Consider the following 20,853-nt stretch of genomic DNA (forward strand, 5'->3'; position numbering starts at 1 on the left):
TAAAATTTTTGAAACATTTTCTTTCAGAAAGGATTTACAATGGAACTTAAACCTACAACAAAACTACGAGGAACCGTTACTATTCCGGGAGATAAATCTATCTCTCACCGTGCGGTGATGTTTGGAGCACTTGCAAATGGTCTGACAGAAATCCACGGATTTCTTCAAGGGGCAGATTGCCTTGCCACCATCGATTGCTTTGCACAAATGGGAATTTCTATCGAAAACAATCAAGATACCGTGCTTGTCCACGGAAAAGGACTCCGTGGACTTCGCCGTCCATCTTCTGCCCTGGATACAAAGAATAGCGGCACAACGACAAGACTGATTTCCGGTATCCTAGCCGGACAGCCTTTTGAGACGACACTTTCCGGAGATGCTTCTCTCAACACAAGACCGATGGGTCGGATCATCACCCCACTCTCCATGATGGGAGCAGACATCACAAGTCTTTCCGGCAATGGGTGTGCCCCTCTTCGAATCCGCCCTGCTGACTTGCATGGAATCTCTTACTCTTCCAACATTGCCTCCGCGCAGGTAAAATCTGCTATACTTCTTGCCGGTCTATATGCAGACAGTGAGACATCCGTAACAGAGCCGGAACTGTCTCGTGACCATACCGAACGTCTGCTGCGGGCATTCGGTGCGGAGCTTACAAGCACAAAAACAGATGCCGGAGCTGTTTCTATGATCCAGCCATGCAACGAACTTTTTGGTCAGAAAATTTTTGTACCTGGCGACATTTCTTCCGCAGCGTACTTTATCGCTGCCGGACTGCTTGTCCCACACTCCGAGATTGTTATAAAAAATGTCGGAATCAATCCGACACGCGCCGGGATCTTATCTGTCTGCGAGGCTATGGGAGCAGATATCACCTACCTTTCCAAGACCAATGATGGCGGAGAGCCTACTGCTGATCTCCTTGTCCGCACAAGCGAACTTCACGGCACCGTCATTGAGGGTTCCCAGATTCCGATACTCATTGATGAAATCCCGATAATCGCTGTTCTTGCTGCCTGCGCGGAAGGGACAACTATCATCCGGGATGCTGCCGAACTGAAAGTCAAAGAAACAAACCGGATCGACACCGTGACAGAAAATTTAAAGAAAATGGGGGCAGATGTCACACCAACTGACGATGGTATGATCATCCGTGGAAAGACACTCCTTCACGGTGCTGTGATAGACAGCTATTTCGATCATCGGATTGCCATGGCATTTTCGATTGCAGCACTGGTTGCAGACGGAACAACCACTATCCAAAACAGTTCTTGTGTGGATGTCTCCTACCCAGATTTTTATAGAACACTTTATCATTTAAGAGAGGAAAACTAATATGAGACGTGATAAAATCAACTACTACCTTGACCTTGCAGAAATGGTATCTCAGCGCTGTACCTGTCTGCGAAAACACTATGGCGCAGTCATCGTAAAAAACGATGAAGTGATCTCCACCGGATATGCCGGTGCCCCTCGTGGCCGAAAAAATTGCACAGATATCAATATGTGCATCCGTGAAAAATTAAAAATTCCAAGAGGAGAACGCTACGAATTATGCCGCAGTGTACACGCAGAAGCCAACGCGATCATCAGCGCCTCCCGCGATAAAATGATTGGAAGTTCTTTATATCTTACCGGAATCGACATGAAGACGAACGACTATGTCGAAAATTCCAACAGTTGTTCCATGTGCAAAAAAATGATCATCAATGCCGGAATTGACAAAGTATACATCCGCGACACCAAAGATGACTACCGGGTCATCGACGTGGAAGAATGGATTGCACACGATGAATCTTTAGACGGCTCTTATGGATACTAATCATTCCCAGAATCTGGAAAGAAGGTGTTCTTCTATGACACGTGAAGAATTATATGCATCAATCTATACACACGATACCATTTACCTTCCTCCTTGGGAAGAACAGTCTGCCCCGCTGGAAGTAGCGCTCGGATGCAGCTGGGGGAAATGCCGGTTCTGCGACTTTGCCAAAGATACATTTTCCCTTCACTCCGATGAAAAAATCGAGGAAAATCTAAAAATACTTTCAAAACTCCAACCCGAGAATCCCCGTGTCTTTTTCCTTGGAGAAAATGCATTTGTCATCGAGAGTGAGCGCCTGCTGCGCCTGTTCTCCCTTGTACGGACCTACATGCCACAAGTAAAAGAATTTGCAATGTATTCGCGCATTGACGATGTACTTCGAAAGACTCCTGAGGAACTGGAACTACTCAAAAAAGCCGGACTCTCTGACCTGCATCTTGGTCTGGAGTCCGGCAGCGATCCAATTCTTGATGTAATGAATAAAGGTGTAACTTCTGCCGATATGCGCAAAGGTTTTCACATGCTGGATCGTGCCGGGATCGGATATTATGTCACCGTCATTCTCGGTCTTGGAGGTCGCACGTTCTCGAGACTTCACGCAATTGAAACTGCAAAATTTTTAAATACGATCCATCCAAAAGATATCTGGTGTCTGAAGCTTCACCTGTTCCCGGGTACTCCTCTGTACCGCGAGAGTAAACGAGGACATTTTGATCCAATGACACCTGAAGAAATACTCAGAGAAGAGTATCTGCTTCTTGAAAATCTCACAGTAAAAGATTGTCTCTTTGAAGATACGACTGTTTTAAACACTTACACGCTGCGCGGAAGACTTCCGGAACAAAAAGAAGAACTGCTGCGCGCGATGGAATACTTATCTCAGATGGCAGACACATAGAATACTCTTCTATAAACAAAGAATCTCGTAAGCGAGATTTTCCATGTAATAAAAAAACATGCTCCCTTCCCGGCGATAAGCTTGGCTGTTCCTTATCTGCCCGGAAGGGAGCATATCATTTTCTTTTACATTCTTTCTTATTTCCGAGTTATTGTTTCTATCTGCTTTGTTCCACCAAAAATTCTGCAATTAAATCGATGCAATCCTGTACATCTTTTAAATCCGCCATTTCTGCCGGTGTATGCATATAACGCAGCGGAATGGACACAAGTACCATCGGAACTCCTTGGTTGGAGAAGTGGATCTTATCTCCATCGGTATAAGTCATACGACTTGCCGCCTCCATCTGCACTTCAATTCCAACTTTTTTCGCACAGGCTTTCATTTCCTCATTCAACTTCTTGACAACCATTGGGCTATTGCATAGTACCGGCCCTCCGCCAAGTTTGACTGTACCGAAATCTGCCGCATTTGTTCCCGAATAATCGCTTGTATAGGTCACATCGACCACAATTGCAAGATCCGGCTGAATTCTTGTACTCGTCCAGTAAGCACCGCTCATAGTTGTCTCTTCTCCAACCGTGGATGCTGCATAAACTCCAACTTTGCAACCTTCTGCCTTTGCTTTCCTAAGTGCTTCCATGATAATAAAAACACCAACTCTGTCATCCAATGCTCTGGCAGTCAATCTTCCATTTGCCATCCTGTGTATTTTTGTATCAAGAACGATCGGATCTCCAAGACTTACATACCGAAGCGCTTCTTCTTTATCTTCCGCTCCTATATCAATACGAATGTCTGATGTCTTTAAATCACTCTTCTTTGTCAACTCCCGGCAAGTCTCCACAACGCCAGGAATATTCCCCTGCGCAGTCTTGATCTGCACTTGTTGTCCGAGATATGTTGCCAAAATAATTCCTCCGCGGGCAATCACCTGAATTCTTCCGTCCTCAGTAATATTAGAGATCATCAGCCCAATCTCATCCGCATGTGCAGAAAGCATAATTCGCCTTTTCGCCTCTGGATTCACTACACAGATTAGATTGCTCATCTCATCTCGTCTGATCTCATCGGCACAGTCTCTCATCTGTGTTTCCACCACATCCTGTATTGGTTCCTCATAGCCTGATACTGATATTTCACTCAAAAGCTGTTCTAAAAATTTTTCATTCATATGTTCTAACACCTTTCTTGTTGTACCTTTGACAACAGATTTTTTCATGCTAATACAACTCAAGTAAATCATAACACGCACAAAGCTCTTTGGCAAACAGAATGGGGTTCACTTTACCAGTGTACTGTGCTATAATTATGTGTAAAAGTTTCTAAGTAAAGGGGGGGGTATCCATGGATGTCTTAATGATTATGGGACTTGGTGTTCTTGCAGGACGCTTTCTTATACCAAACCGTACAAAGAAAGGGAATGAAATCATCTCCCTTACATGCACTTTTCTTTTAATTTTTTCTATGGGCGTGACATTAGGCAGAAATGACAATTTTTTGAAAGATTTATCTTCTTTGGGGCTGTCAAGTTTATTGTTCTTTTTAGTTCCAACTGTCTTGTCTATTCTCATCGTTTTTATTCTAACAAAAAAATTAATGATAAAGAAAACTACGAAACAAGAAAAAGAGGTCGAAGAATGATTGTTTTATTTATGATTTGCGCACTGGTCATCGGACTGCTTTATGGAATGTCTGGTATCGATTTTACCTTTTTAAACATCATTAGCGAAAACACCGATTTGGTTTTATATATTTTGATGTTTTCTGTTGGAATCAGCATAGGAATGCAAAGAGGGATTTTGTCAAAAATAAAGGAATATCATCTGAAAATTTTTATTATTCCAATCGGAATTATTATTGGTTCTTTCTTAGGTGGAGTGATTTGCTCCCTGATTTTAAAAATGCCTATTGGGTATGGTACTGCTATCACCAGTGGTTTAGGCTGGTATAGTCTGGCAGGGGTAACCATTAGCAGCTTAGCGAATGTGGAACTAGGAAGTATTGCTTTTATGAGTAATCTTATGCGAGAAATGTTTTCTTTCATTCTGATTCCGTTTCTCGCTGTTCGCTTGAATTACTATACTTGTATCGCTTCCGCAGCAGCTACAAGTGAAGACACTACCTTGCCTCTCATTTTGAAATACACAAATGAGGAAACTGTAGTTCTGTCTGTCTTCAATGGTGTCATCTGTTCCCTGATGGTTCCCATCCTGATTTCTTCCTGTTTGAATATGCTCTAGCTGCAAAAGGCACCCACTTTTTATCGTGGATGCCTTTTCTTTATAATAGTTAATCATGGAGTAAGCAATATTTATTTGTTCAGTCCCATTTCTTCTCTTACTTCGATGAAGCATTTTACAATGAAGTCGATATCTTCTTTTGTATGGCTTGCACATACCTGTGTACGGATTCTTGCTTTTCCCTTCGGAACTACCGGATAAGAGAATGCAACAACATATACTCCTTTTTCTCTCATACGCTCTGCAAATTCTGCTGCTGTCACTTCATCATATAACATTACAGGTACACATGGATGTGTTCCCATGATGATATCAAATCCGTTGTCTACAAGTTGTTTACGATAGTATGCTGTTGTTTCTTCTAAGTGGTCACGAAGTTCTGTACTTTCCTCTAACATATTGAACATTTCAATACTTGCACCTGCAATTGCTGGAGCAAGAGAGTTGGAGAATAAATACGGACGGCTTCTCTGACGAAGCAGATCGATGATTTCTTTTCTTCCTGATGTGTATCCGCCTGACGCTCCACCAAGTGCTTTTCCTAAAGTACCTGTGATGATATCCACACGTCCTTCTACACCACAATGCTCTGCTGTTCCACGTCCGTGAGCTCCGACAAATCCTACTGCATGGCTGTCATCTACCATCACAAGTGCATTGTATTTGTCTGCAAGATCACATACACCTTTTAAGTTACAGATAATTCCATCCATAGAGAATACACCGTCTGTTGCGATCAGTTTAATTCTTGCTCCGGCTTCATCTGCTTCTTTCAATTTTGCTTCCAGATCTTCCATGTTGTTATTTTTGTAACGGAAACGTTTTGCTTTGCAGAGACGTACTCCGTCGATGATAGAAGCATGATTTAATTCATCACTGATAACGGCATCGTCTGCTGTTAAGATTGTCTCAAATAACCCACCATTGGCATCAAAACAAGAAGAGTAAAGAATCGTATCATCTGTTCCGAGGAATCCTGAAATCTTCGCTTCCAGTTGTTTGTGAATATCCTGTGTTCCACAGATAAAACGTACAGATGCAACTCCGTATCCTCTCTCATCGTATGTTCTCTTTGCTGCATCGATCAGTCTCTGGTTGTCTCCAAGTCCGAGATAGTTATTTGCACACATGTTGATAACTTCTCTTCCGTCCTCCAGTTTTACTTTTGCGCTCTGTGGAGAAACAATCGGAGCTTCTCCTTTAAATAATCCTGCTGCTTTAATGTCTTCTACTTCTTTTGTGTAGATACTTAAAATATCATTTTTACGTGCCATGTTGAAATCTTCCTTTCTTTCAGACAACTTTTTTGTCGTTTTCGATCTTAAAATTCCTGTGATTGTGCCTCTAACTGATCTAAGTCTTCCCAGTTCAGGATAACCTTTCCTGACTGTCCGGAGATCATTGCATCAAATCCTGCCTTATAATCTTTAATATTCAGTCTATGTGTGATGATATCAGAGATGTCCAGTCCTGCCTGAAGCATTGTAGTCATCTTATACCATGTATCCCATACTTTACGTCCGTAAATTCCGCGGATATTCAGTCCATTCCAGATAACTGTCTCCCAGTTGATCTGTGCATCTGGTCTCTGAAGTCCTAATACTGCAATCTTACCGCCGTGCTTCATGTTGTCGATCATGTCTCTAAATCCAGCTTGTGCTCCGGACATTTCCATACCAACGTCGAATCCTTCTGTCATTCCGATTTCCTTCATGACTTCTTCCAATTTCTCATTTGCAAGATTTACTGTTCTTGTTGCTCCCAGTTTCTTTGCAAGATCCAGACGATACTGGTTAAAATCTGTGATAACAACGTGTCTTGCTCCTGCAAATTTTGCGATTGCCGCTGCCATGATTCCGATCGGTCCTGCTCCTGTGATCAGCACATCTTCTCCTAATACTTCATAAGAAAGTGCTGTATGTGTCGCATTTCCAAATGGATCAAAGATTGCATACATCTCTTCCGGGATTGCCGGATTTGTCGGCCATACGTTAGCAGCAGGGATGACAAGGTATTCTGCAAATGCTCCATCGCGGTTTACGCCGACACCTTTTGCATCTTTACAGTTCTCTTTGTGTCCTTCCAGACAGTTACGGCATTTTCCGCATACAATGTGTCCTTCTCCGGATACAATATCTCCGATGTTGAATCCTTCTACACCAGATCCCATCTCTACGATCTCTCCAACATATTCGTGTCCAGCTGTCTGTCCTACGGCAATGGTGTGCTGTGCCCATTCATTCCACTGATAGATATGTACGTCTGTTCCACAGATTGCTGTCTTATGGATTTTGATCTTCACATCGTTTGTACCAACTTCCGGAATCGGTACTCTTTTTAATGCAAGTCCCGGAGCTGCTGTTTCTTTTACAAGTGCCCACATTTTATTATCGTTCATCTTATTTTTCCCTCCGTGTAATTGTGATTCAGTATTATCACCATTTGTATTTATCATACTCTATTTTGACATTTTTTTCAAGACTTTTTTCCGCATATCGCGAACATTTTTATTTTACTGTCCGCATAGCAGAAACACTTGTTTTCTTACAACATTCACCATTGACAGAGAAGAAAAAACACGATACACTTCTGATATAATTGAGTGCAATCAGATGCCCGCAAGGGATAATAGGGAAATGAGTGAGATTCTCATACGGTCCCGCCACTGTGTTGGAGGAATCGTCAGCCAATATGCCACTGGGATACTGGGAAGGCGGCTGACGGTGTTGATACCTGAGTCAGAAGACCTGTCTGTTGCATAAGATTCACACATAGTTACGAGCGATGACTAGGTGTATAAAGAGGGTGTCATAAATATAGAAGATCTGAGCAAGTGACAGCCTGTATCTGGACAGATACCGGTTGCTTCTTTTGTAAAACTTTCTTTTATGACAGCCCCTTTATCGCGCATACCTGTCTGCTTTTTTTGCATGACAGGTTTTTATTTTGTAAAAATTTTCTTTACAAAATAAGCAGCAAAATGCAGGAGGAATAATCAATGAACAAAACACAAAAGAAACTCGTCACTTTATCAACCATACTTGCCATCGGTTTTGGTATTTATCCTGCCGCAAATGCAATGCACATTATGGAAGGCTATCTTCCAGTTACTTATTGCATCGCATGGGGCATTCTCTGTATTCCATTTCTGATCGCAGGATTCTTCTCTCTGAAGAAAACAATTCAGGAACACCGGAAGACTCTGATCCTTTTAGCAATGGCAGGAGCTTACGCCTTTGTTTTATCTGCCTTGAAAATCCCATCTGTCACAGGAAGCAGTTCTCATATGACAGGAACAGGACTCGGTGCGATCTTGTTCGGACCATGTGCCACCGGAATTTTAGGACTGATCGTCCTCCTATTTCAGGCAGTACTTCTCGCTCACGGAGGTCTTACGACACTTGGAGCAAATACATTTTCCATGGCAATTGCCGGTCCGCTTCTGACATTTGGAATCTATAAGCTCTGTCAGAAATTAAAACTGAATCGAATGGTCACAATCTTTCTTGCAGCCTCTCTCGGCGATTTATTTACTTATTGTATTACAAGCTTCCAGCTCGCTCTCGCCTACCCTTCCGAAGTCGGTGGATTTTCTGCTTCTTTAGTGAAGTTCATGGGGATCTTTGCAGCGACTCAGGTGCCACTTGCAATCATCGAAGGACTTCTGACGGTTGTCGTTATCATGAGTCTGGAATCTTACGCAAAATCTGAATTATCTGCACTTGGATACTTCAAAGGAGGTGCTGCAAATGTCAAGTAAAGCAAAATCTATCATTATTTTATTACTGCTCTGCGTACTAATTGCCGTAATCCCGCTTACGATGAGCAAAAATAAAGGTTCTGAATTTGGCGGTGCAGACGGCGAAGCAGAAACTGCCATCACAGAAATCAACCCAGATTATGAAGCATGGGCTTCCCCGATTCTGGAGCCACCGGGAGGTGAGACAGAAAGTCTTCTGTTCTGTCTTCAGGCCGGGCTTGGTGCAGGAGTCTTCGGATATCTGCTCGGTGTACTGAGAGAACGCGCAAAACACGAATCCAAAGCAGAATCTCAACCTGCAAAATAAAGACGGACGACCGTTTTTTATTTCCTATATTATCATTTTCCCGGAAAGGACTATCTATGTTTGAAATCGACACACTTTGTTATCATTCAAAACTAAGAGAGAGAAATGCAGAGATAAAATTTGCTTTCACCGTGCTGACACTGTTCATCTGTGTCTGGAACCGCTCCATTGTGATCGCAGCGATCGTCTTTGCAACTACCGGATTTTTGACCGTATGTGTGGGTGGCATTCCTGCTACCCGCTACATACGGCTTTTATGTATTCCGTTTTTCTTCCTTCTTTTGAGTACTTTGACAGTGGTCATTAATTTTTCAAAGACACCACTGTCAGGATATGCGATCTGCCTCGGAACTTTTTACATCACAGCCGGAAAGAATACGATTCTCTTTGCCGTTCAGATTTTCTGCACCGCATTCGGAGCTGTGTCCTGCCTTTATTTTTTATCACTTTCCACACCGATGACTGATTTGATCGCCGTTTTAGAAAGACTGCACTGCCCTTCTCTGTTCATCGAACTGATGCTTTTGATCTATCGATTTCTCTTTGTTCTCGCCGAGCTTGCCTCTTCTATTTCCACAGCCCAGAAGGCACGGCTTGGCAACCGGAATTTTCGCACTTCCTTTTCTTCCTTCGGTGCACTTTTATCCGTTCTGTTCATCCGTGCCATTCAGAAATCGGGCAGGCTGTATGATGCTATGGAATCACGCTGCTATGATGGAACAATTCGTGTTCTCCATCAACAGTATCCTGTTAAGAGAAAAGAACTCTTTCTTTGCATCGGTTACGAACTATTGTTACTCTACTTTTCATGGAAAGGACTGCCATAATGTCAGAAACGATTTTAGAAGCAAAACATTTATATTTCTCTTATGACAATGATCAGACACATTCTCTCAATGATTTTTCATTGAAAATTGAAAAAGGGAAGAAAATTGCAGTGATGGGATCTAACGGTTCCGGCAAATCTACCTTTTTCCTCTGCTGCAACGGAATCCACCGCCCTTCTTCCGGAAATCTGTTTTTTCACGGAAAAGAAATCGGTTATTCCCGCAGAGAACTTCTGGAGCTAAGGAGTAACATCGGTATCGTCTTTCAGGATCCGGATAACCAACTCTTTTCCGCCAGTGTCTATGAAGAGATTTCTTTTGGAATTTTAAATCTCGGCGTTTCAAAAGATACAGCCAGACAGGCTGTCTCCAATATCATTTCCAAATTGGAGATCACACCATTTCAGGAGAAACCGACCCATGCACTGAGCGGTGGACAAAAAAAGCAGGTTGCTATTGCAGATATTCTTGTTATGCAGCCGGAAATTCTGATCCTCGATGAACCTGCCGCTTCTCTTGACCCGAAACATACCGATATTGTGCGGGCATCGATCGCTCAACTTAGCGACAATGATATGACGATTTTAATTGCCACTCATGATGCCGACTACGCATTTGCCTGGGCAGATGAAGTGGTTCTGATCCACGAAGGCAGTGTTTTAAAAAGCGGGACACCGCTTGATGTTTTTTCAGACACAGAAGCACTGGCACGGACCAACTTAAGACCGCCATCGGTCCTTCCGCTTTTTCAGACACTGTGCAGGAAGCATATTTTATCAAAAGAACTTCCTGCCCCAAGAACTTTAACAGAACTTGAACAACGACTGGAAGCATTACCCGATGATGCAAAAAAAGCATCCAATAAATAAACAATCACCGAAATCAAACCATATTTTCATCCATATAAAGTGAGGACTGTATTATGAATTTTATCGAAAAAAAAGCAATCCTTGTTGTCAGCTTTGGCACAAGTCATGAAAACACCCGCGCAGTTACGATCGATGCGATTGAATCTGAAATCGCATCCGCTTTTCCGGGCTTTGCGATTTACCGTGCATGGACAAGTGGGATGATCATCAGAAAAATCCTGAAGCGTGACCATGTGAAAATCTTCACCGTAATCGAGGCGATGGAGCAGATGCGCGCAGATGGGATCACAGATGTCATTATCCAGCCAACCCATGTTATCAACGGAATTGAGAATGATCTGATGAAAGAGCATGCCCTCTCTTTCCGTGACGCTTTTCGCTCCATCCGGTTTGGGACTCCACTTCTGACAAGCGAAGCAGATAATCGGGCCGTGATCGCCGCAGTGACCGAGACGTTCTCGTCTCTCTCCCCAAAAGATGCTCTCGTACTTATGGGACATGGAACTACACATTACTCCAATGCAATCTATGCTGCTTTGGATTATCAATTCAAAGAGATGGGATATCCAAATATCTTTGTCGGAACAGTAGAAGCTTATCCCGATATGGATACGCTGCTGCGCCTCGTTGATCAAACCCACCCAGAGCAGATTTATCTTGCTCCTTTTATGATCGTTGCAGGGGATCACGCTGTAAACGATATGGCTGGAGAAGACGAAGATTCCTGGCAATCACAATTTCAGTCACTTGGATATCCAGTGACATGCATCTTAAAGGGACTTGGAGAATATGAAGCGATCCGTAAAATATTTCTCCAGCATATCGAAGATGCACTGGCAGAAGCATAGGCCATTTTAGAGCTGTATACTCCCTGGTGATCTCAAATGCAACACACGCCTTGTAAGGCTGCTTTTCAGTCTATACAAGGCGTGTGTTTCTCTTTATTTTCCATCTCTCTCAATCATATACAACAGTGCATTGCAGATACAAGCTGCAATATTGCTTCCCCCTTTTCTTCCTCTTGCCACAATATATGGCACTCCAGCTTCCATAATCAGCTCTTTGGACTGCACCACATTGACAAAACCTACCGGAACTCCAATGACCAATGACGGAGAAATTTTCTTTTCCTGAATCAATTCATAGAGGCGCACAAGCGCTGTCGGAGCATTCCCTACTGCAATGATCGGATGTCCTCCTAATTCTGCCGCCTTCTCCATGCTGACTACCGCACGTGTCTCTTTTCGCTCTTTGGCCGCAGCCGCCACGTCTTCCTCTGCCATAAAGCAATAGATTTCCCCTCCTAGTTTCTGCAAGATTTTTTTATTGACCCCTGCTTTTCCCATATTTGTGTCAGTGATGATCGCTTCTCCCCGCTTCAGCGCAGCGAGAGCTGCTTCCACCGCATGCTCTGAGAAGACCAGGTTGTCTGCGTAATCAAAATCTGCACTTGTGTGGATACATCTTTTAATGATCGGCTCGTGCAGTTTCGGAAAGCTCCGCTCGCCCAGTTCTTCTCCTATGATTTCAAAACTTCTCTTTTCGATTTGTGCCGGTTCTACTTTTTCTAATGCAATCTTCATCGATATCTCCTTTTCTCAGTTTTGACAGATTCTATATTCCTGTCTCCAAAATCTCATAGATTTTTTCCATATCCAGATGTGTACGCAATCCTTCTGCGAGAAGATTATACTGCGTTTCTTTAAAAGCTGCAAAATCCACTTGTTCCAAATCGGAAAGTGTAATCCCCTTTTTCTCTGCAAGCGCTTCTAAGATTGCCGGCACAACGCCTTCCCCATCGAAAATGCCATGCACATAAGTGCCATATACATTTTCTTTCCAGCATCCATCTGCCTTCTCCCCTTCTTTTTCTAGTTGGAATGCTTCTCTTTTATGGGATGTTTCCTGTAATTTTGTCAGCGTCTGCCCTCGACATACGGTCTGTCCCATATGCACCTCATATCCATAAAGCGGAATCCCCGCAAGCCTTTTTAATGTTCCTCCCGGCATACTAAAGGTTCCTTCCACCCTAGTTCTTGTCTTTTCTGTGGAAAATACAGTATCCACCGGAAGCAGGCCCATCCCCTGGATCGTTCCTCCAGCCTCCATCTGCTCGGGATCTTTGATCGTCTCCCCAAGCATCTGATATCCTCCGCAGATCCCGAAAATAACTGTCCCTTTTGCGTGTGCTTTTAAGATTGCTGCCTCCATACCGCTTTCCCTAAGCCATCTGAGATCTTCCATTGTATTCTTGCTGCCTGGCAGAATGATCAAATCCGGCTTCTGCAATTCTCTCACATGTTCCACATAGCGGACAGACGCTTCCTTTGCCACTTCCAACGCATTAAAATCTGTAAAATTGGAAATCCTCGGAAGACGGATCACGGCGATATCAATCTTTCCTGCCGCCTCTTTCATCCAAAACCGTTCGGTCAGACTGTCCTCATCGTCTAACTGCACCTGCAGATACGGAGCAACTCCTACAACCGGAATCCCTCCTTTTTCTTCCAGCATCACGACACCCGGATCCAAAATCGTCTTATCTCCCCGGAATTTATTGATGATCAGACCTTTGACCATCTGTTTTTCCTCTTCCTCTAACAAAAGAAGTGTCCCAAGAAGCTGTGCAAACACACCTCCACGATCAATGTCTCCCACGAGAAGAACCGGCGCTTTGGCCAATTTTGCCATACCCATATTCACAATATCATCTTGCTTCAGATTGATCTCCGCCGGGCTTCCGGCACCTTCGATTACGATGATATCATATTCTGCCTCCAATTTTTGATATGCGCGCAGAATATCTGGGATCAGTTGTTTCTTATAAGCAAAATAATCTCTGGCCTTCATCGTACCGATCACTTCTCCATTTACGATGACCTGAGATCCCATATCGTTGGTCGGTTTTAAGAGAATCGGATTCATCCATACAGACGGCTCAATCCCTGCTGCTTCCGCCTGCATTACCTGTGCTCTTCCCATTTCCAGACCATCTTCTGTGATAAAGGAGTTCAGTGCCATGTTCTGTGATTTAAACGGCGCACACCGGTATCCGTCCTGCTGAAAGATCCGGCACAGCCCCGCCGCAATCAAACTCTTTCCTGCACTGGACATCGTGCCCTGTATCATAATTGCTTTTGCCATCTTTCTATCCCTTCTATCAGCTTTTTATTTTCATTTCTCGTCCGCACTGCCACACGATAAAACCCTTCCGAGAGCCCTGGATAATTCTGACAATCCCGGATAAGAATCCTCTGCCTGCGGCACCCTTCACACATCCCTTTTTCTCCCCGAAAAAAAATATAGTTTGCCTCAGATGCGTAGCATTTCATCCCAAGCCGGATAAGTTCTTTTCTGAGATATGCTTTCTCTTCCCGAATCAACTCTTTTGCTCTTCTTACATACGCATCCTCTTCCAATGCCGCAATTCCTGCCGCCTGAGCCGGAACCGAGACATTCCACGGCTGCACTGCCTGTTCCATTTTTTCTAGCAGTTCCTTGTTTTGGCAAATTCCATACCCAAGCCGAAGCCCCGGAATTGCGTAGCGCTTTGTGAATGCTTTGAGAAGAAACAAATTTGAGTATAACTCTGTCATTTCCTTTAATTCAAATGCTTCCGCCTCCTCTACAAAATCGAGGAAACATTCATCTACAACTAAAAAAATCTGTTTCTCTTTACACCGGTTCAGAATCTGTATCAGAAGATCTCTCTCCGTCAAAACTCCGGTCGGATTGTTTGGATTACACAAAAATACCATATCTATCTCCCCGGTCAGCACCTGCAAAAAGTCTTCTGTGAGCCGGAATCCATTTTCTTCTGATAGTGGGTAATAGAAAACTTCACAGCCTGCTGCCAGAAGCGCCTGCTCATATTCTGCAAATGTCGGTTGCGGCAGGAGCGCCCGCTTCGGTCTGAGACTGTATCCAAGCGCAAAGATCAGCTCCGCCGCACCATTTCCAATGATCAGCGCCTCTTCTTCCATCTGCTCTGCCCATCCAAGCCTTTTTTTTAACTCTTTGCACTGCACATCCGGATAATGTGCGATGTCATTTACACACGCTGCCACCGCCTTTTTTACACTGTCCGGTGGTCCCAGCGGATTAATATTTGCCGAGAAATCGATACAATCCGGATTCCGGTAAACGTCTCCTCCGTGGATCAGTTTTTTCATATTCTCTTCTCCTGCCTTTCTTCTCTTGATACTTCCATCTCTTTTTCATGCTTTCTTACAGACAAATTCCTATATACAGCATAGTAAATGCAAGCACTGCGATCACCGCTGTTCCATACAACATCTGATTTGCCCTCCGGATATCTTCTGCCTCTATCTTTCGTTTGTCATCTCCGATTGTCGGCTTTTCATATAATTTTCCAAAATACCATGCATTTCCCGCAAGCTGCACTCCAAGCGCCCCTGCCATGACAGCCTCTGTCTGAGCAGAATTCGGGCTGGCATGATTTCTTCTGTCTCTTCTGTAAATCCGAATCGCATCTTTCCAGTGATGCCCTTCTACCGCCGCCGCTGCAACCATAAACCATGCAGACAGCCTTGCTGGAATGTAGTTGACAAGATCATCCAGTTTGGCGGCGCAAGTTCCGAAATTTTTATATTTCTCATTTTTGTATCCAACCATAGAATCCATGGTATTGATCGCCTTATAAAAGTAAGCTCCCACACCTCCTGCAAGCATCATATAGAGCAGTGGCGCAATCACCCCATCGGAAGTATTTTCCGCAACTGTCTCTACCGCAGCTTTTGTGATTCCCTCCTCGGTAAGCGCGGCAGTATCTCGTCCCACAATCATCGAAACAGCCTTCCTCGCCCCCTCGACATCTTCTGCCTGTAATCGTTCATAGACCTTCATGCTTTCTGTTTTCAGAGATTTTGTCGCCAGCATCTGCCAGCACATACACGATTCCAGGATAAATCCTGCTGCAGGATGCAAACGGTATGCGAGAAATAAAAGCCCTCCCGGAATCAGAACACACCCGCTCACAATGCAAAGTACAAGTACTCCTCCCGCCATCTGTTCCCCTCTTTTTGTCTTCGGGAACCACGCCCGCAGCCACTTCTCGCAGGCAGTGATGGCATTTCCGATCATACAGACCGGATGATACATCCATCTTGGATCACCAATGCAAAGATCCATAAGAAAACCCGTCAGTACCGCAGGTAAGATCCAATTTCCCATTCTTTTCTAACTCCTTTTCTATATAAATAGAATATCCGCACAGATTTTTGACATGCCATTCATAAAACGACTTTTCAAACGCTGTGACGGTCTCCATCAAATTCATAATCACACCACCGTGTGTCACGACAGCGGCAGACTTTTTTTGCTGCTCTTGGCAGACAGAAATCACTTTCTTCCAGCCCAAAAGACACCGACTGCGAAACCCCTCCCTGCTTTCTCCACCGGGAAAAGGAATCGTTGCATTGCTGTCGATCCACCTCTGATAAGCTTCTGTTTTGGACAGTTCTTCTGCATTTTTGCCTTCAAAGATTCCAAAATCACACTCTCTTAATTCTTCTATAATATAAATATCCTGGTCGGGATATAAAATTTCTGCCGTCTCCACACAGCGCTTCAGCGGACTGGAAAACACAATCTCCGGCATCTCATACATACACTGTTCTGCCAGTTTTCTTCCTCTCTCACTAAGCGGTTCATCGGTGATCCCGATGTACCTGCGCTCCTCATTGCCCCTTGTCATTCCGTGGCGGATCAAATCGATCCGCATCGGTGTTTTCTTCTGTTCTAAATTTCTTTCTTTCATATTTCTCCATCAATTTACAAGGAATCGATCACTGTTTCTATTTGTCGTCTTGTGCGATTTCTATTTCCCTTCCATCTTATTTTAGTACAACCGGAATTCCACAGACAACCCGAGTGACCTCATCGGCATGTTCTGCCAGTTCTGTGCAGATTCTTCCGGTCAGCTCCCGCCAACCGCGGTCAAATGGATCGATCGGCACAATTCCATAACCGAGTTCATTTGTCACAAGAACAATCCGGGGATTTTCCTGCAAAAGCTTTGGAATCAGCTGTTCTCTTACATACTGCTCCTTTCCTTCCTGCAGCAGCCTGCGCAAATATAGATGAAAATCTACCATTCCTTCGCAGGAAAAAATTTCTTCCTCAGGGCAAATCTCCCCGTTTGCCCATTTTTGAATAGAGTCATGTTCTTCCACATAGGCACGCTTTCCCTGATAGGCTCCTCCAATCACTAATTTCATCTGCTCTGCCTCCTTTTATCTCTTCCATCGTTTTACCGGAAAATTCCTCCACCGATCACTGCCGACAACAGAATCCCCAGTTCACAGACTTGCAGAAACCATCCTGCCAGATCTCCGGTAATGCCGCCGAAATTTTTGACAGACATTTTATAATAGTAGAAAAATATCCCCCCGGCTGCCACAACAGCCAGAAGCCCTGAAAGTTTTCCGACCACAATCATCAGCACTGCAAGCATCACCAAATAGACGGCCATTGTATTTCGTACGATCTTCTTTTTTGCACGATCGGCAAACATCGCAGCAAGTCCGCTTCCTTTTGCCATCGGAAAAGTAACGATAGAAAGTCCGCTTAAGCTTCTTGACATCAAAAAACCAAGTCCGACTACCGGGATGAGTTCTGTCCGCAGACTCGTCATTGCACCACAAGTCAAAATCAGATAGACGGCACACGAAAGAATCGCAAATGCACCGGCATGAGAGTCTTTCAAAATTTCCAGCCGCCGCTCCTTTTCCTGCCACGAACTGAGCGCATCACACGTATCCAGAAAACCATCCATATGAATCCCTCCGGTCACAAAGATCGGAAGCACTGTCAAAATTGCCGCATAAAACAATTCGTGATAATAGATTCCGCAACTTGCCAGCCACTCTTTTACATTCCACACTCCCGCAAAGAAAAGTCCGATCACTGCGCCGATCCATGGAAAGAAGCACATGACATACCGCATATTTTCCTCCGTCCAGTCGCTTTGTGGAACCGGAAGCTTTGAGTACATCGAGCATGCGATTTTAAAACTTTCATACAGTCTTTTTCCCTTTTCCATCTTCCCTATACTCCTTCTTCCTTCTTTGCTTTTAACTTCCACGGGATTCCATAGATAACTTCTGTAACCTCATCTGCCTCTGCAGCCAGTACCTGGTTGATCTTCGCCAACTGTTTTTGATACTGTATCGTATCGGGATCATAGACGATCCCATCAGAAAATACTTCATTTGTCACAAGGACCAGATGCGCTGCCTGCTTTTGGAGCATATGGATTCCCTGAAGGATTTCTTCTACTGCCCGCTCCTTCGCCCCATCCTCAGAATACATTTCATTTGCCAGGAGGTTGGACATACATTCCAGAAGTACTACACATTCCTGTAGTCTTTCTCCAGTATCCCAGTGACCATCTGAATATTTTCCATCTGTGCTTTCCGATGGCAACCGTACTGCTTTCAGGTTTGTATAACATTCAATTGTCTCAAACTGTTTTTCTGCCCGCATTGCCCGATGTCTTGCAATTTTTTTCTTAGATTCTTCCCCGAAAGGATACATCGTCGCAATATAATACCGTTTTTCTCCAAGTTCCATTGCCAGCGCTTCCGCAAAAGCAGATTTTCCGCTTCCGCTTCCTCCGGTCACAATCTGAAACATCTACTTCAACTCCTTATAACTTTCTATCGAAATCTCCCCGAACGTACTCATCTTTTTGTAAACGTCCTCTGCCATCTGAAGCAACGGAAAAATCGCTACCGCTCCAGTTCCTTCTCCAAGACACATCTCACATGTGAGCAGTGGCTTCTTGCCCAGCGCTTCCAGTATCATCTGCATCGCCGGCTCCTTGGACAAATGTGAGGCTAGCATATATGACCTGGCTTCCGGGCAAATAGTCGCTGCCAGAAGGGCTGCCGCTGCCGAGATAAATCCGTCGATGATCACCGGAATTTTCTTTGCCGCCCCCCCTAGAAAGACGCCTGCCATCCCTCCGAGATCAAATCCGCCCACTTTTGCAAGAACATCTATCCCATCTGTCCGGTCTGGTTGATGCAATTCCACTGCTTTTTTGATGACTTCCTGCTTTCGCTTCAGTGCCGCACTTGTCAGTCCTGCCCCTCTGCCTGTCATCTCTTCGACCGGCTTTTCTAACAGTACTGCTGCTACCGCGCTGCTTGTTGTCGTATTTCCAATACCCATCTCTCCGGTGGCAAGAATCTCATATCCTTTCTCTGCGAGTTCCTCTGCCATACGGATTCCTGTTTCTATCGCACAGACTGCCTGTGCTCTTGTCATCGCCCACTCCCGCGCCATATTTTTCGTGCCGTATGCAATCTTTTCATTTCGCAGCTTCGTATCTCTTGCAATTCCAATATCCACCGGAAACAAGTCTGCCCCTGCCGCCTTACACATGATTGCCGCACTTGTGTCACCACTCAGGAAATTTTCCGCTACAACCGCAGTGACTTCCTGCCCGGTCTGGGAAATTCCTTCCTCCACGACCCCATTGTCGGCACACATGACAATAAGCGCTTTCTTCCCAAAATGTACCTCATCGCTTCCTGTCATTCCCGCCGTCTGAATCAGTACTTCCTCCAGCCTTCCAAGGCTGTGAAGGGGCTTTGCAATACTATCCCACCGCTTCTGACACTGCTCCATTGCCGCTGTATCCGGCGGACATATTTTTTTCATTGTTTCTTTCAGAAGTTTTCCTTCTGTCTGAAGGGACTGTGCTGACATCTCTTACCTCTTTCTTTCCTTGCATTTTTTAATAAAAAGTTCTGCGATCTGTGGATTTCCCCCATAATGAATATGTGGATACCCCGCCAAAATCCGCTCTCCTGCATGCATACATCTCCAGGATCGTTCACTGAGTGGTTTCACTGCGAGAAAATCGTCTCCACAGTTTGTAGAGTCAAAATAGTGAAATTCATGCGCAGTGATCGGATCTGTCTTTTCTCCGAACACAGTCCCTTCCGTCAGTGTCACATACCCAAACCTCGAAAGTTTTCCGGTATAAAAAGTATTTCCCGGAAAGATACCTACCATCGGATATTCCTTTCCTTCCATATCTTTCAAAGTCTCATGCAGATACATAAATCCTCCGCATTCTGCAATGCAGCACACGCCCTGCCGAATCGCCTCGCAAACCGCCGTCCGCATTGATACATTTGTGCTGAGCCTTTCCGCAAAAAGTTCCGGATACCCTCCATACAGCACAATTCCTTCCAGCTCTGGCGGCAGTTCGGCATCATGTATTGGTGAAAAGAAACAAACTTCTGCCCCTGCCCGACGAAGCGCTTCTAGATTTTCCTCATAGATAAAGCAGAATGCCTCGTCTTTTGCCACCCCGATGCGGACTTTCTCTCTTTGCACAATGCTTTTTCCCCTTTTCCCCTGATCTCCTTTTCTTACAAGATCCTCTTTCTTCTCTGCCACAGGGATGTCCTCCGCCTGCGCTGCCAGTTTTAACAGTCCATCCAGATCAACCGTCTTTTCCATCTGTTCTCCCAACAGATGCATCTGGTCTTTCAACTCTTTGATCTCTTCCGGAAGTTTCAGACCCAGATGCCTGCTTTCCAGTTTGAATCCTTTCAGTTCCGGCACATATCCGTACACCTGAATTCCCAACTGCTCTTCCACCATCTTGCGAAGTCTCGGATACAGCATTGGGGATACCCGATTGAAAATCACTCCCTCGATCTGATTGTCTGTTTGATAGGTAAGGAACCCCTGGATCAAGGCTGTGACTGATACACTCATTCCTTTTCCATCCACGATCAGCACCGCCGGTGTCTTCGTCCACTTTGCCACTTCAAACGCACTTGCGCGCGTGGAAATTCCTGCAATTCCGTCATAATACCCCATAACCCCTTCCAGGATTGCAATATCACAATCTACAGAAGTAAGTTCGTGACAGATCTGCTCCTGATTTAAAAAGAATCCATCCAGATTCCGGCTTTTCGCTCCAATAATCTTTGTATGAAACATCGGATCGATATAATCCGGTCCACATTTAAAGGAAGCCACCGCTTTTCCCCGTGCCTGCAATGCCTGTAAAATCCCACAGGTGATCAGTGTTTTTCCACTCCCGCTCGCAGGTGCTCCAAGCAGAAATCGTGGCATTT

The 20,853-nt window shown here is 44.5% G+C and carries 23 protein-coding genes and 1 riboswitch; of the genes, 10 read left to right on the forward strand and 13 right to left on the reverse strand.

Going from position 1 to position 20,853, the window contains the following annotated elements:
- Window positions 1-39: 39 nt before the first annotated feature.
- Genes aroA through ACGG81_RS09260 form a run of 3 tightly spaced genes read left to right on the forward strand, consistent with a single transcriptional unit; the run spans window position 40 to window position 2,723 of the window.
- Window positions 40-1,335, forward strand: a complete 1,296-nt coding sequence (gene aroA, locus ACGG81_RS09250; protein ID WP_390107968.1) for a 3-phosphoshikimate 1-carboxyvinyltransferase — start codon at window positions 40-42, stop codon at window positions 1,333-1,335.
- A gap of 1 nt (window position 1,336) precedes the next feature.
- Window positions 1,337-1,822: a deoxycytidylate deaminase gene (locus ACGG81_RS09255; protein WP_008975097.1), complete on the forward strand. Its 486-nt coding sequence runs from the start codon at window positions 1,337-1,339 to the stop codon at window positions 1,820-1,822.
- A gap of 34 nt (window positions 1,823-1,856) precedes the next feature.
- The gene (locus ACGG81_RS09260) at window positions 1,857-2,723 is read left to right on the forward strand and encodes a B12-binding domain-containing radical SAM protein (RefSeq protein WP_009262251.1); all 867 of its coding nucleotides are present in this window, start codon (window positions 1,857-1,859) and stop codon (window positions 2,721-2,723) included.
- 157 nt (window positions 2,724-2,880) lie between these two features.
- Here the strand turns inward: ACGG81_RS09260 and ACGG81_RS09265 are convergent, their stop codons facing one another.
- A complete protein-coding gene (locus ACGG81_RS09265) occupies window positions 2,881-3,945 on the reverse strand; it encodes a M20/M25/M40 family metallo-hydrolase (protein WP_009262252.1) in 1,065 nt (354 codons plus the stop codon).
- 125 nt (window positions 3,946-4,070) lie between these two features.
- Here ACGG81_RS09265 and ACGG81_RS09270 point away from each other — a divergent pair, with 125 nt between their 5' ends.
- Together ACGG81_RS09270 and ACGG81_RS09275 are read left to right on the forward strand one after the other, a co-directional pair.
- Window positions 4,071-4,367, forward strand: a complete 297-nt coding sequence (locus ACGG81_RS09270) for a LysO family transporter (protein ID WP_009262253.1) — start codon at window positions 4,071-4,073, stop codon at window positions 4,365-4,367.
- Window positions 4,364-4,966 (forward strand): lysine exporter LysO family protein, encoded by a 603-nt coding sequence (locus ACGG81_RS09275; protein WP_009262254.1) that lies wholly within the window; start codon window positions 4,364-4,366, stop codon window positions 4,964-4,966. The genes ACGG81_RS09270 and ACGG81_RS09275 overlap by 4 nt, the downstream gene beginning before the upstream one ends.
- A gap of 71 nt (window positions 4,967-5,037) precedes the next feature.
- Here the strand turns inward: ACGG81_RS09275 and ACGG81_RS09280 are convergent, their stop codons facing one another.
- On the reverse strand, window positions 5,038-6,240 hold the full coding sequence (locus tag ACGG81_RS09280) for a glycine C-acetyltransferase (protein ID WP_390107972.1): 1,203 nt from the start codon (window positions 6,238-6,240) through the stop codon (window positions 5,038-5,040).
- A 47-nt stretch (window positions 6,241-6,287) separates the two neighbouring features.
- A complete protein-coding gene (gene tdh / locus ACGG81_RS09285) occupies window positions 6,288-7,364 on the reverse strand; it encodes an L-threonine 3-dehydrogenase (RefSeq protein ID WP_008975084.1) in 1,077 nt (358 codons plus the stop codon).
- Window positions 7,365-7,559: 195 nt separating this feature from the next.
- Window positions 7,560-7,736, forward strand: a riboswitch (cobalamin riboswitch).
- A gap of 228 nt (window positions 7,737-7,964) precedes the next feature.
- Between tdh and ACGG81_RS09290 the strand changes: the two genes are divergently transcribed.
- Genes ACGG81_RS09290 through ACGG81_RS09310 form a run of 5 tightly spaced genes read left to right on the forward strand, consistent with a single transcriptional unit; the run spans window position 7,965 to window position 11,577 of the window.
- Window positions 7,965-8,726, forward strand: coding sequence for an energy-coupling factor ABC transporter permease (locus ACGG81_RS09290; RefSeq protein ID WP_008975083.1), 762 nt, complete (start codon window positions 7,965-7,967; stop codon window positions 8,724-8,726).
- A complete protein-coding gene (locus tag ACGG81_RS09295; RefSeq protein WP_008975082.1) occupies window positions 8,716-9,033 on the forward strand; it encodes an energy-coupling factor ABC transporter substrate-binding protein in 318 nt (105 codons plus the stop codon). The genes ACGG81_RS09290 and ACGG81_RS09295 overlap by 11 nt, the downstream gene beginning before the upstream one ends.
- A gap of 56 nt (window positions 9,034-9,089) precedes the next feature.
- Window positions 9,090-9,860, forward strand: coding sequence for a cobalt ECF transporter T component CbiQ (gene cbiQ / locus ACGG81_RS09300; protein ID WP_390107975.1), 771 nt, complete (start codon window positions 9,090-9,092; stop codon window positions 9,858-9,860).
- Entirely contained in the window at window positions 9,860-10,729 is an 870-nt protein-coding gene (locus tag ACGG81_RS09305; protein WP_390107978.1) for an energy-coupling factor ABC transporter ATP-binding protein, read from the forward strand. The genes cbiQ and ACGG81_RS09305 overlap by 1 nt, the downstream gene beginning before the upstream one ends.
- 53 nt (window positions 10,730-10,782) lie before the next feature.
- Entirely contained in the window at window positions 10,783-11,577 is a 795-nt protein-coding gene (locus tag ACGG81_RS09310) for a sirohydrochlorin cobaltochelatase (protein ID WP_119987990.1), read from the forward strand.
- Window positions 11,578-11,670: 93 nt separating this feature from the next.
- On the opposite strand, the gene ACGG81_RS09315 is transcribed toward ACGG81_RS09310, so the two are convergent.
- The 10 genes from ACGG81_RS09315 to ACGG81_RS09360 all read right to left on the reverse strand — a co-directional run bounded on the left by ACGG81_RS09315 (window position 11,671) and on the right by ACGG81_RS09360 (window position 20,851).
- Window positions 11,671-12,312 (reverse strand): precorrin-8X methylmutase, encoded by a 642-nt coding sequence (locus tag ACGG81_RS09315; protein ID WP_320852568.1) that lies wholly within the window; start codon window positions 12,310-12,312, stop codon window positions 11,671-11,673.
- 31 nt (window positions 12,313-12,343) lie between these two features.
- A complete protein-coding gene (locus ACGG81_RS09320) occupies window positions 12,344-13,873 on the reverse strand; it encodes a cobyric acid synthase (protein ID WP_390107980.1) in 1,530 nt (509 codons plus the stop codon).
- Window positions 13,855-14,901, reverse strand: a complete 1,047-nt coding sequence (gene cobD, locus ACGG81_RS09325; RefSeq protein WP_390107983.1) for a threonine-phosphate decarboxylase CobD — start codon at window positions 14,899-14,901, stop codon at window positions 13,855-13,857. Before cobD ends, ACGG81_RS09320 begins: the two co-directional genes overlap by 19 nt.
- A 55-nt stretch (window positions 14,902-14,956) precedes the next feature.
- Window positions 14,957-15,922, reverse strand: coding sequence for an adenosylcobinamide-phosphate synthase CbiB (cbiB, locus tag ACGG81_RS09330; RefSeq protein WP_117500418.1), 966 nt, complete (start codon window positions 15,920-15,922; stop codon window positions 14,957-14,959).
- On the reverse strand, window positions 15,861-16,508 hold the full coding sequence (locus ACGG81_RS09335) for a histidine phosphatase family protein (RefSeq protein WP_119988060.1): 648 nt from the start codon (window positions 16,506-16,508) through the stop codon (window positions 15,861-15,863). Before ACGG81_RS09335 ends, cbiB begins: the two co-directional genes overlap by 62 nt.
- A gap of 76 nt (window positions 16,509-16,584) precedes the next feature.
- The gene (locus tag ACGG81_RS09340) at window positions 16,585-16,968 is read right to left on the reverse strand and encodes a bifunctional adenosylcobinamide kinase/adenosylcobinamide-phosphate guanylyltransferase (RefSeq protein ID WP_120091784.1); all 384 of its coding nucleotides are present in this window, start codon (window positions 16,966-16,968) and stop codon (window positions 16,585-16,587) included.
- Between the two features lie 32 nt (window positions 16,969-17,000).
- Window positions 17,001-17,792, reverse strand: coding sequence for an adenosylcobinamide-GDP ribazoletransferase (locus ACGG81_RS09345; RefSeq protein ID WP_016438430.1), 792 nt, complete (start codon window positions 17,790-17,792; stop codon window positions 17,001-17,003).
- 5 nt (window positions 17,793-17,797) lie between these two features.
- Window positions 17,798-18,385 (reverse strand): bifunctional adenosylcobinamide kinase/adenosylcobinamide-phosphate guanylyltransferase, encoded by a 588-nt coding sequence (locus ACGG81_RS09350; protein ID WP_009262266.1) that lies wholly within the window; start codon window positions 18,383-18,385, stop codon window positions 17,798-17,800.
- Entirely contained in the window at window positions 18,386-19,465 is a 1,080-nt protein-coding gene (gene cobT, locus ACGG81_RS09355) for a nicotinate-nucleotide--dimethylbenzimidazole phosphoribosyltransferase (RefSeq protein WP_390107987.1), read from the reverse strand.
- A gap of 3 nt (window positions 19,466-19,468) precedes the next feature.
- Complete coding sequence (locus ACGG81_RS09360) at window positions 19,469-20,851, reverse strand: cobyrinate a,c-diamide synthase (RefSeq protein ID WP_349160131.1); 1,383 nt, start codon at window positions 20,849-20,851, stop codon at window positions 19,469-19,471.
- Window positions 20,852-20,853: the final 2 nt, after the last annotated feature.

The sequence above is a fragment of the Faecalimonas umbilicata genome (assembly GCF_042846195.1).
Lineage (GTDB): Bacteria > Bacillota > Clostridia > Lachnospirales > Lachnospiraceae > Faecalimonas > Faecalimonas umbilicata.

Coding starts and splice junctions, on each gene's coding strand:
- tdh (WP_008975084.1), bottom strand. CDS start 7,364: ATGAACGATAATAAAATGTGGGCACTTGTAAAAGAAACAGCAGCTCCG.
- ACGG81_RS09350 (WP_009262266.1), bottom strand. CDS start 18,385: ATGTTTCAGATTGTGACCGGAGGAAGCGGAAGCGGAAAATCTGCTTTT.
- ACGG81_RS09265 (WP_009262252.1), bottom strand. CDS start 3,945: ATGAAAAAATCTGTTGTCAAAGGTACAACAAGAAAGGTGTTAGAACAT.
- ACGG81_RS09320 (WP_390107980.1), bottom strand. CDS start 13,873: ATGGCAAAAGCAATTATGATACAGGGCACGATGTCCAGTGCAGGAAAG.
- ACGG81_RS09260 (WP_009262251.1), top strand. CDS start 1,857: ATGACACGTGAAGAATTATATGCATCAATCTATACACACGATACCATT.
- ACGG81_RS09295 (WP_008975082.1), top strand. CDS start 8,716: ATGTCAAGTAAAGCAAAATCTATCATTATTTTATTACTGCTCTGCGTA.
- ACGG81_RS09270 (WP_009262253.1), top strand. CDS start 4,071: ATGGATGTCTTAATGATTATGGGACTTGGTGTTCTTGCAGGACGCTTT.
- cobD (WP_390107983.1), bottom strand. CDS start 14,901: ATGAAAAAACTGATCCACGGAGGAGACGTTTACCGGAATCCGGATTGT.
- ACGG81_RS09275 (WP_009262254.1), top strand. CDS start 4,364: ATGATTGTTTTATTTATGATTTGCGCACTGGTCATCGGACTGCTTTAT.
- ACGG81_RS09345 (WP_016438430.1), bottom strand. CDS start 17,792: ATGGAAAAGGGAAAAAGACTGTATGAAAGTTTTAAAATCGCATGCTCG.
- ACGG81_RS09280 (WP_390107972.1), bottom strand. CDS start 6,240: ATGGCACGTAAAAATGATATTTTAAGTATCTACACAAAAGAAGTAGAA.
- ACGG81_RS09335 (WP_119988060.1), bottom strand. CDS start 16,508: ATGAAAGAAAGAAATTTAGAACAGAAGAAAACACCGATGCGGATCGAT.
- cbiB (WP_117500418.1), bottom strand. CDS start 15,922: ATGGGAAATTGGATCTTACCTGCGGTACTGACGGGTTTTCTTATGGAT.
- aroA (WP_390107968.1), top strand. CDS start 40: ATGGAACTTAAACCTACAACAAAACTACGAGGAACCGTTACTATTCCG.
- ACGG81_RS09305 (WP_390107978.1), top strand. CDS start 9,860: ATGTCAGAAACGATTTTAGAAGCAAAACATTTATATTTCTCTTATGAC.
- ACGG81_RS09290 (WP_008975083.1), top strand. CDS start 7,965: ATGAACAAAACACAAAAGAAACTCGTCACTTTATCAACCATACTTGCC.
- ACGG81_RS09255 (WP_008975097.1), top strand. CDS start 1,337: ATGAGACGTGATAAAATCAACTACTACCTTGACCTTGCAGAAATGGTA.
- ACGG81_RS09340 (WP_120091784.1), bottom strand. CDS start 16,968: ATGAAATTAGTGATTGGAGGAGCCTATCAGGGAAAGCGTGCCTATGTG.
- ACGG81_RS09360 (WP_349160131.1), bottom strand. CDS start 20,851: ATGCCACGATTTCTGCTTGGAGCACCTGCGAGCGGGAGTGGAAAAACA.
- ACGG81_RS09310 (WP_119987990.1), top strand. CDS start 10,783: ATGAATTTTATCGAAAAAAAAGCAATCCTTGTTGTCAGCTTTGGCACA.
- cbiQ (WP_390107975.1), top strand. CDS start 9,090: ATGTTTGAAATCGACACACTTTGTTATCATTCAAAACTAAGAGAGAGA.
- cobT (WP_390107987.1), bottom strand. CDS start 19,465: ATGTCAGCACAGTCCCTTCAGACAGAAGGAAAACTTCTGAAAGAAACA.
- ACGG81_RS09315 (WP_320852568.1), bottom strand. CDS start 12,312: ATGAAGATTGCATTAGAAAAAGTAGAACCGGCACAAATCGAAAAGAGA.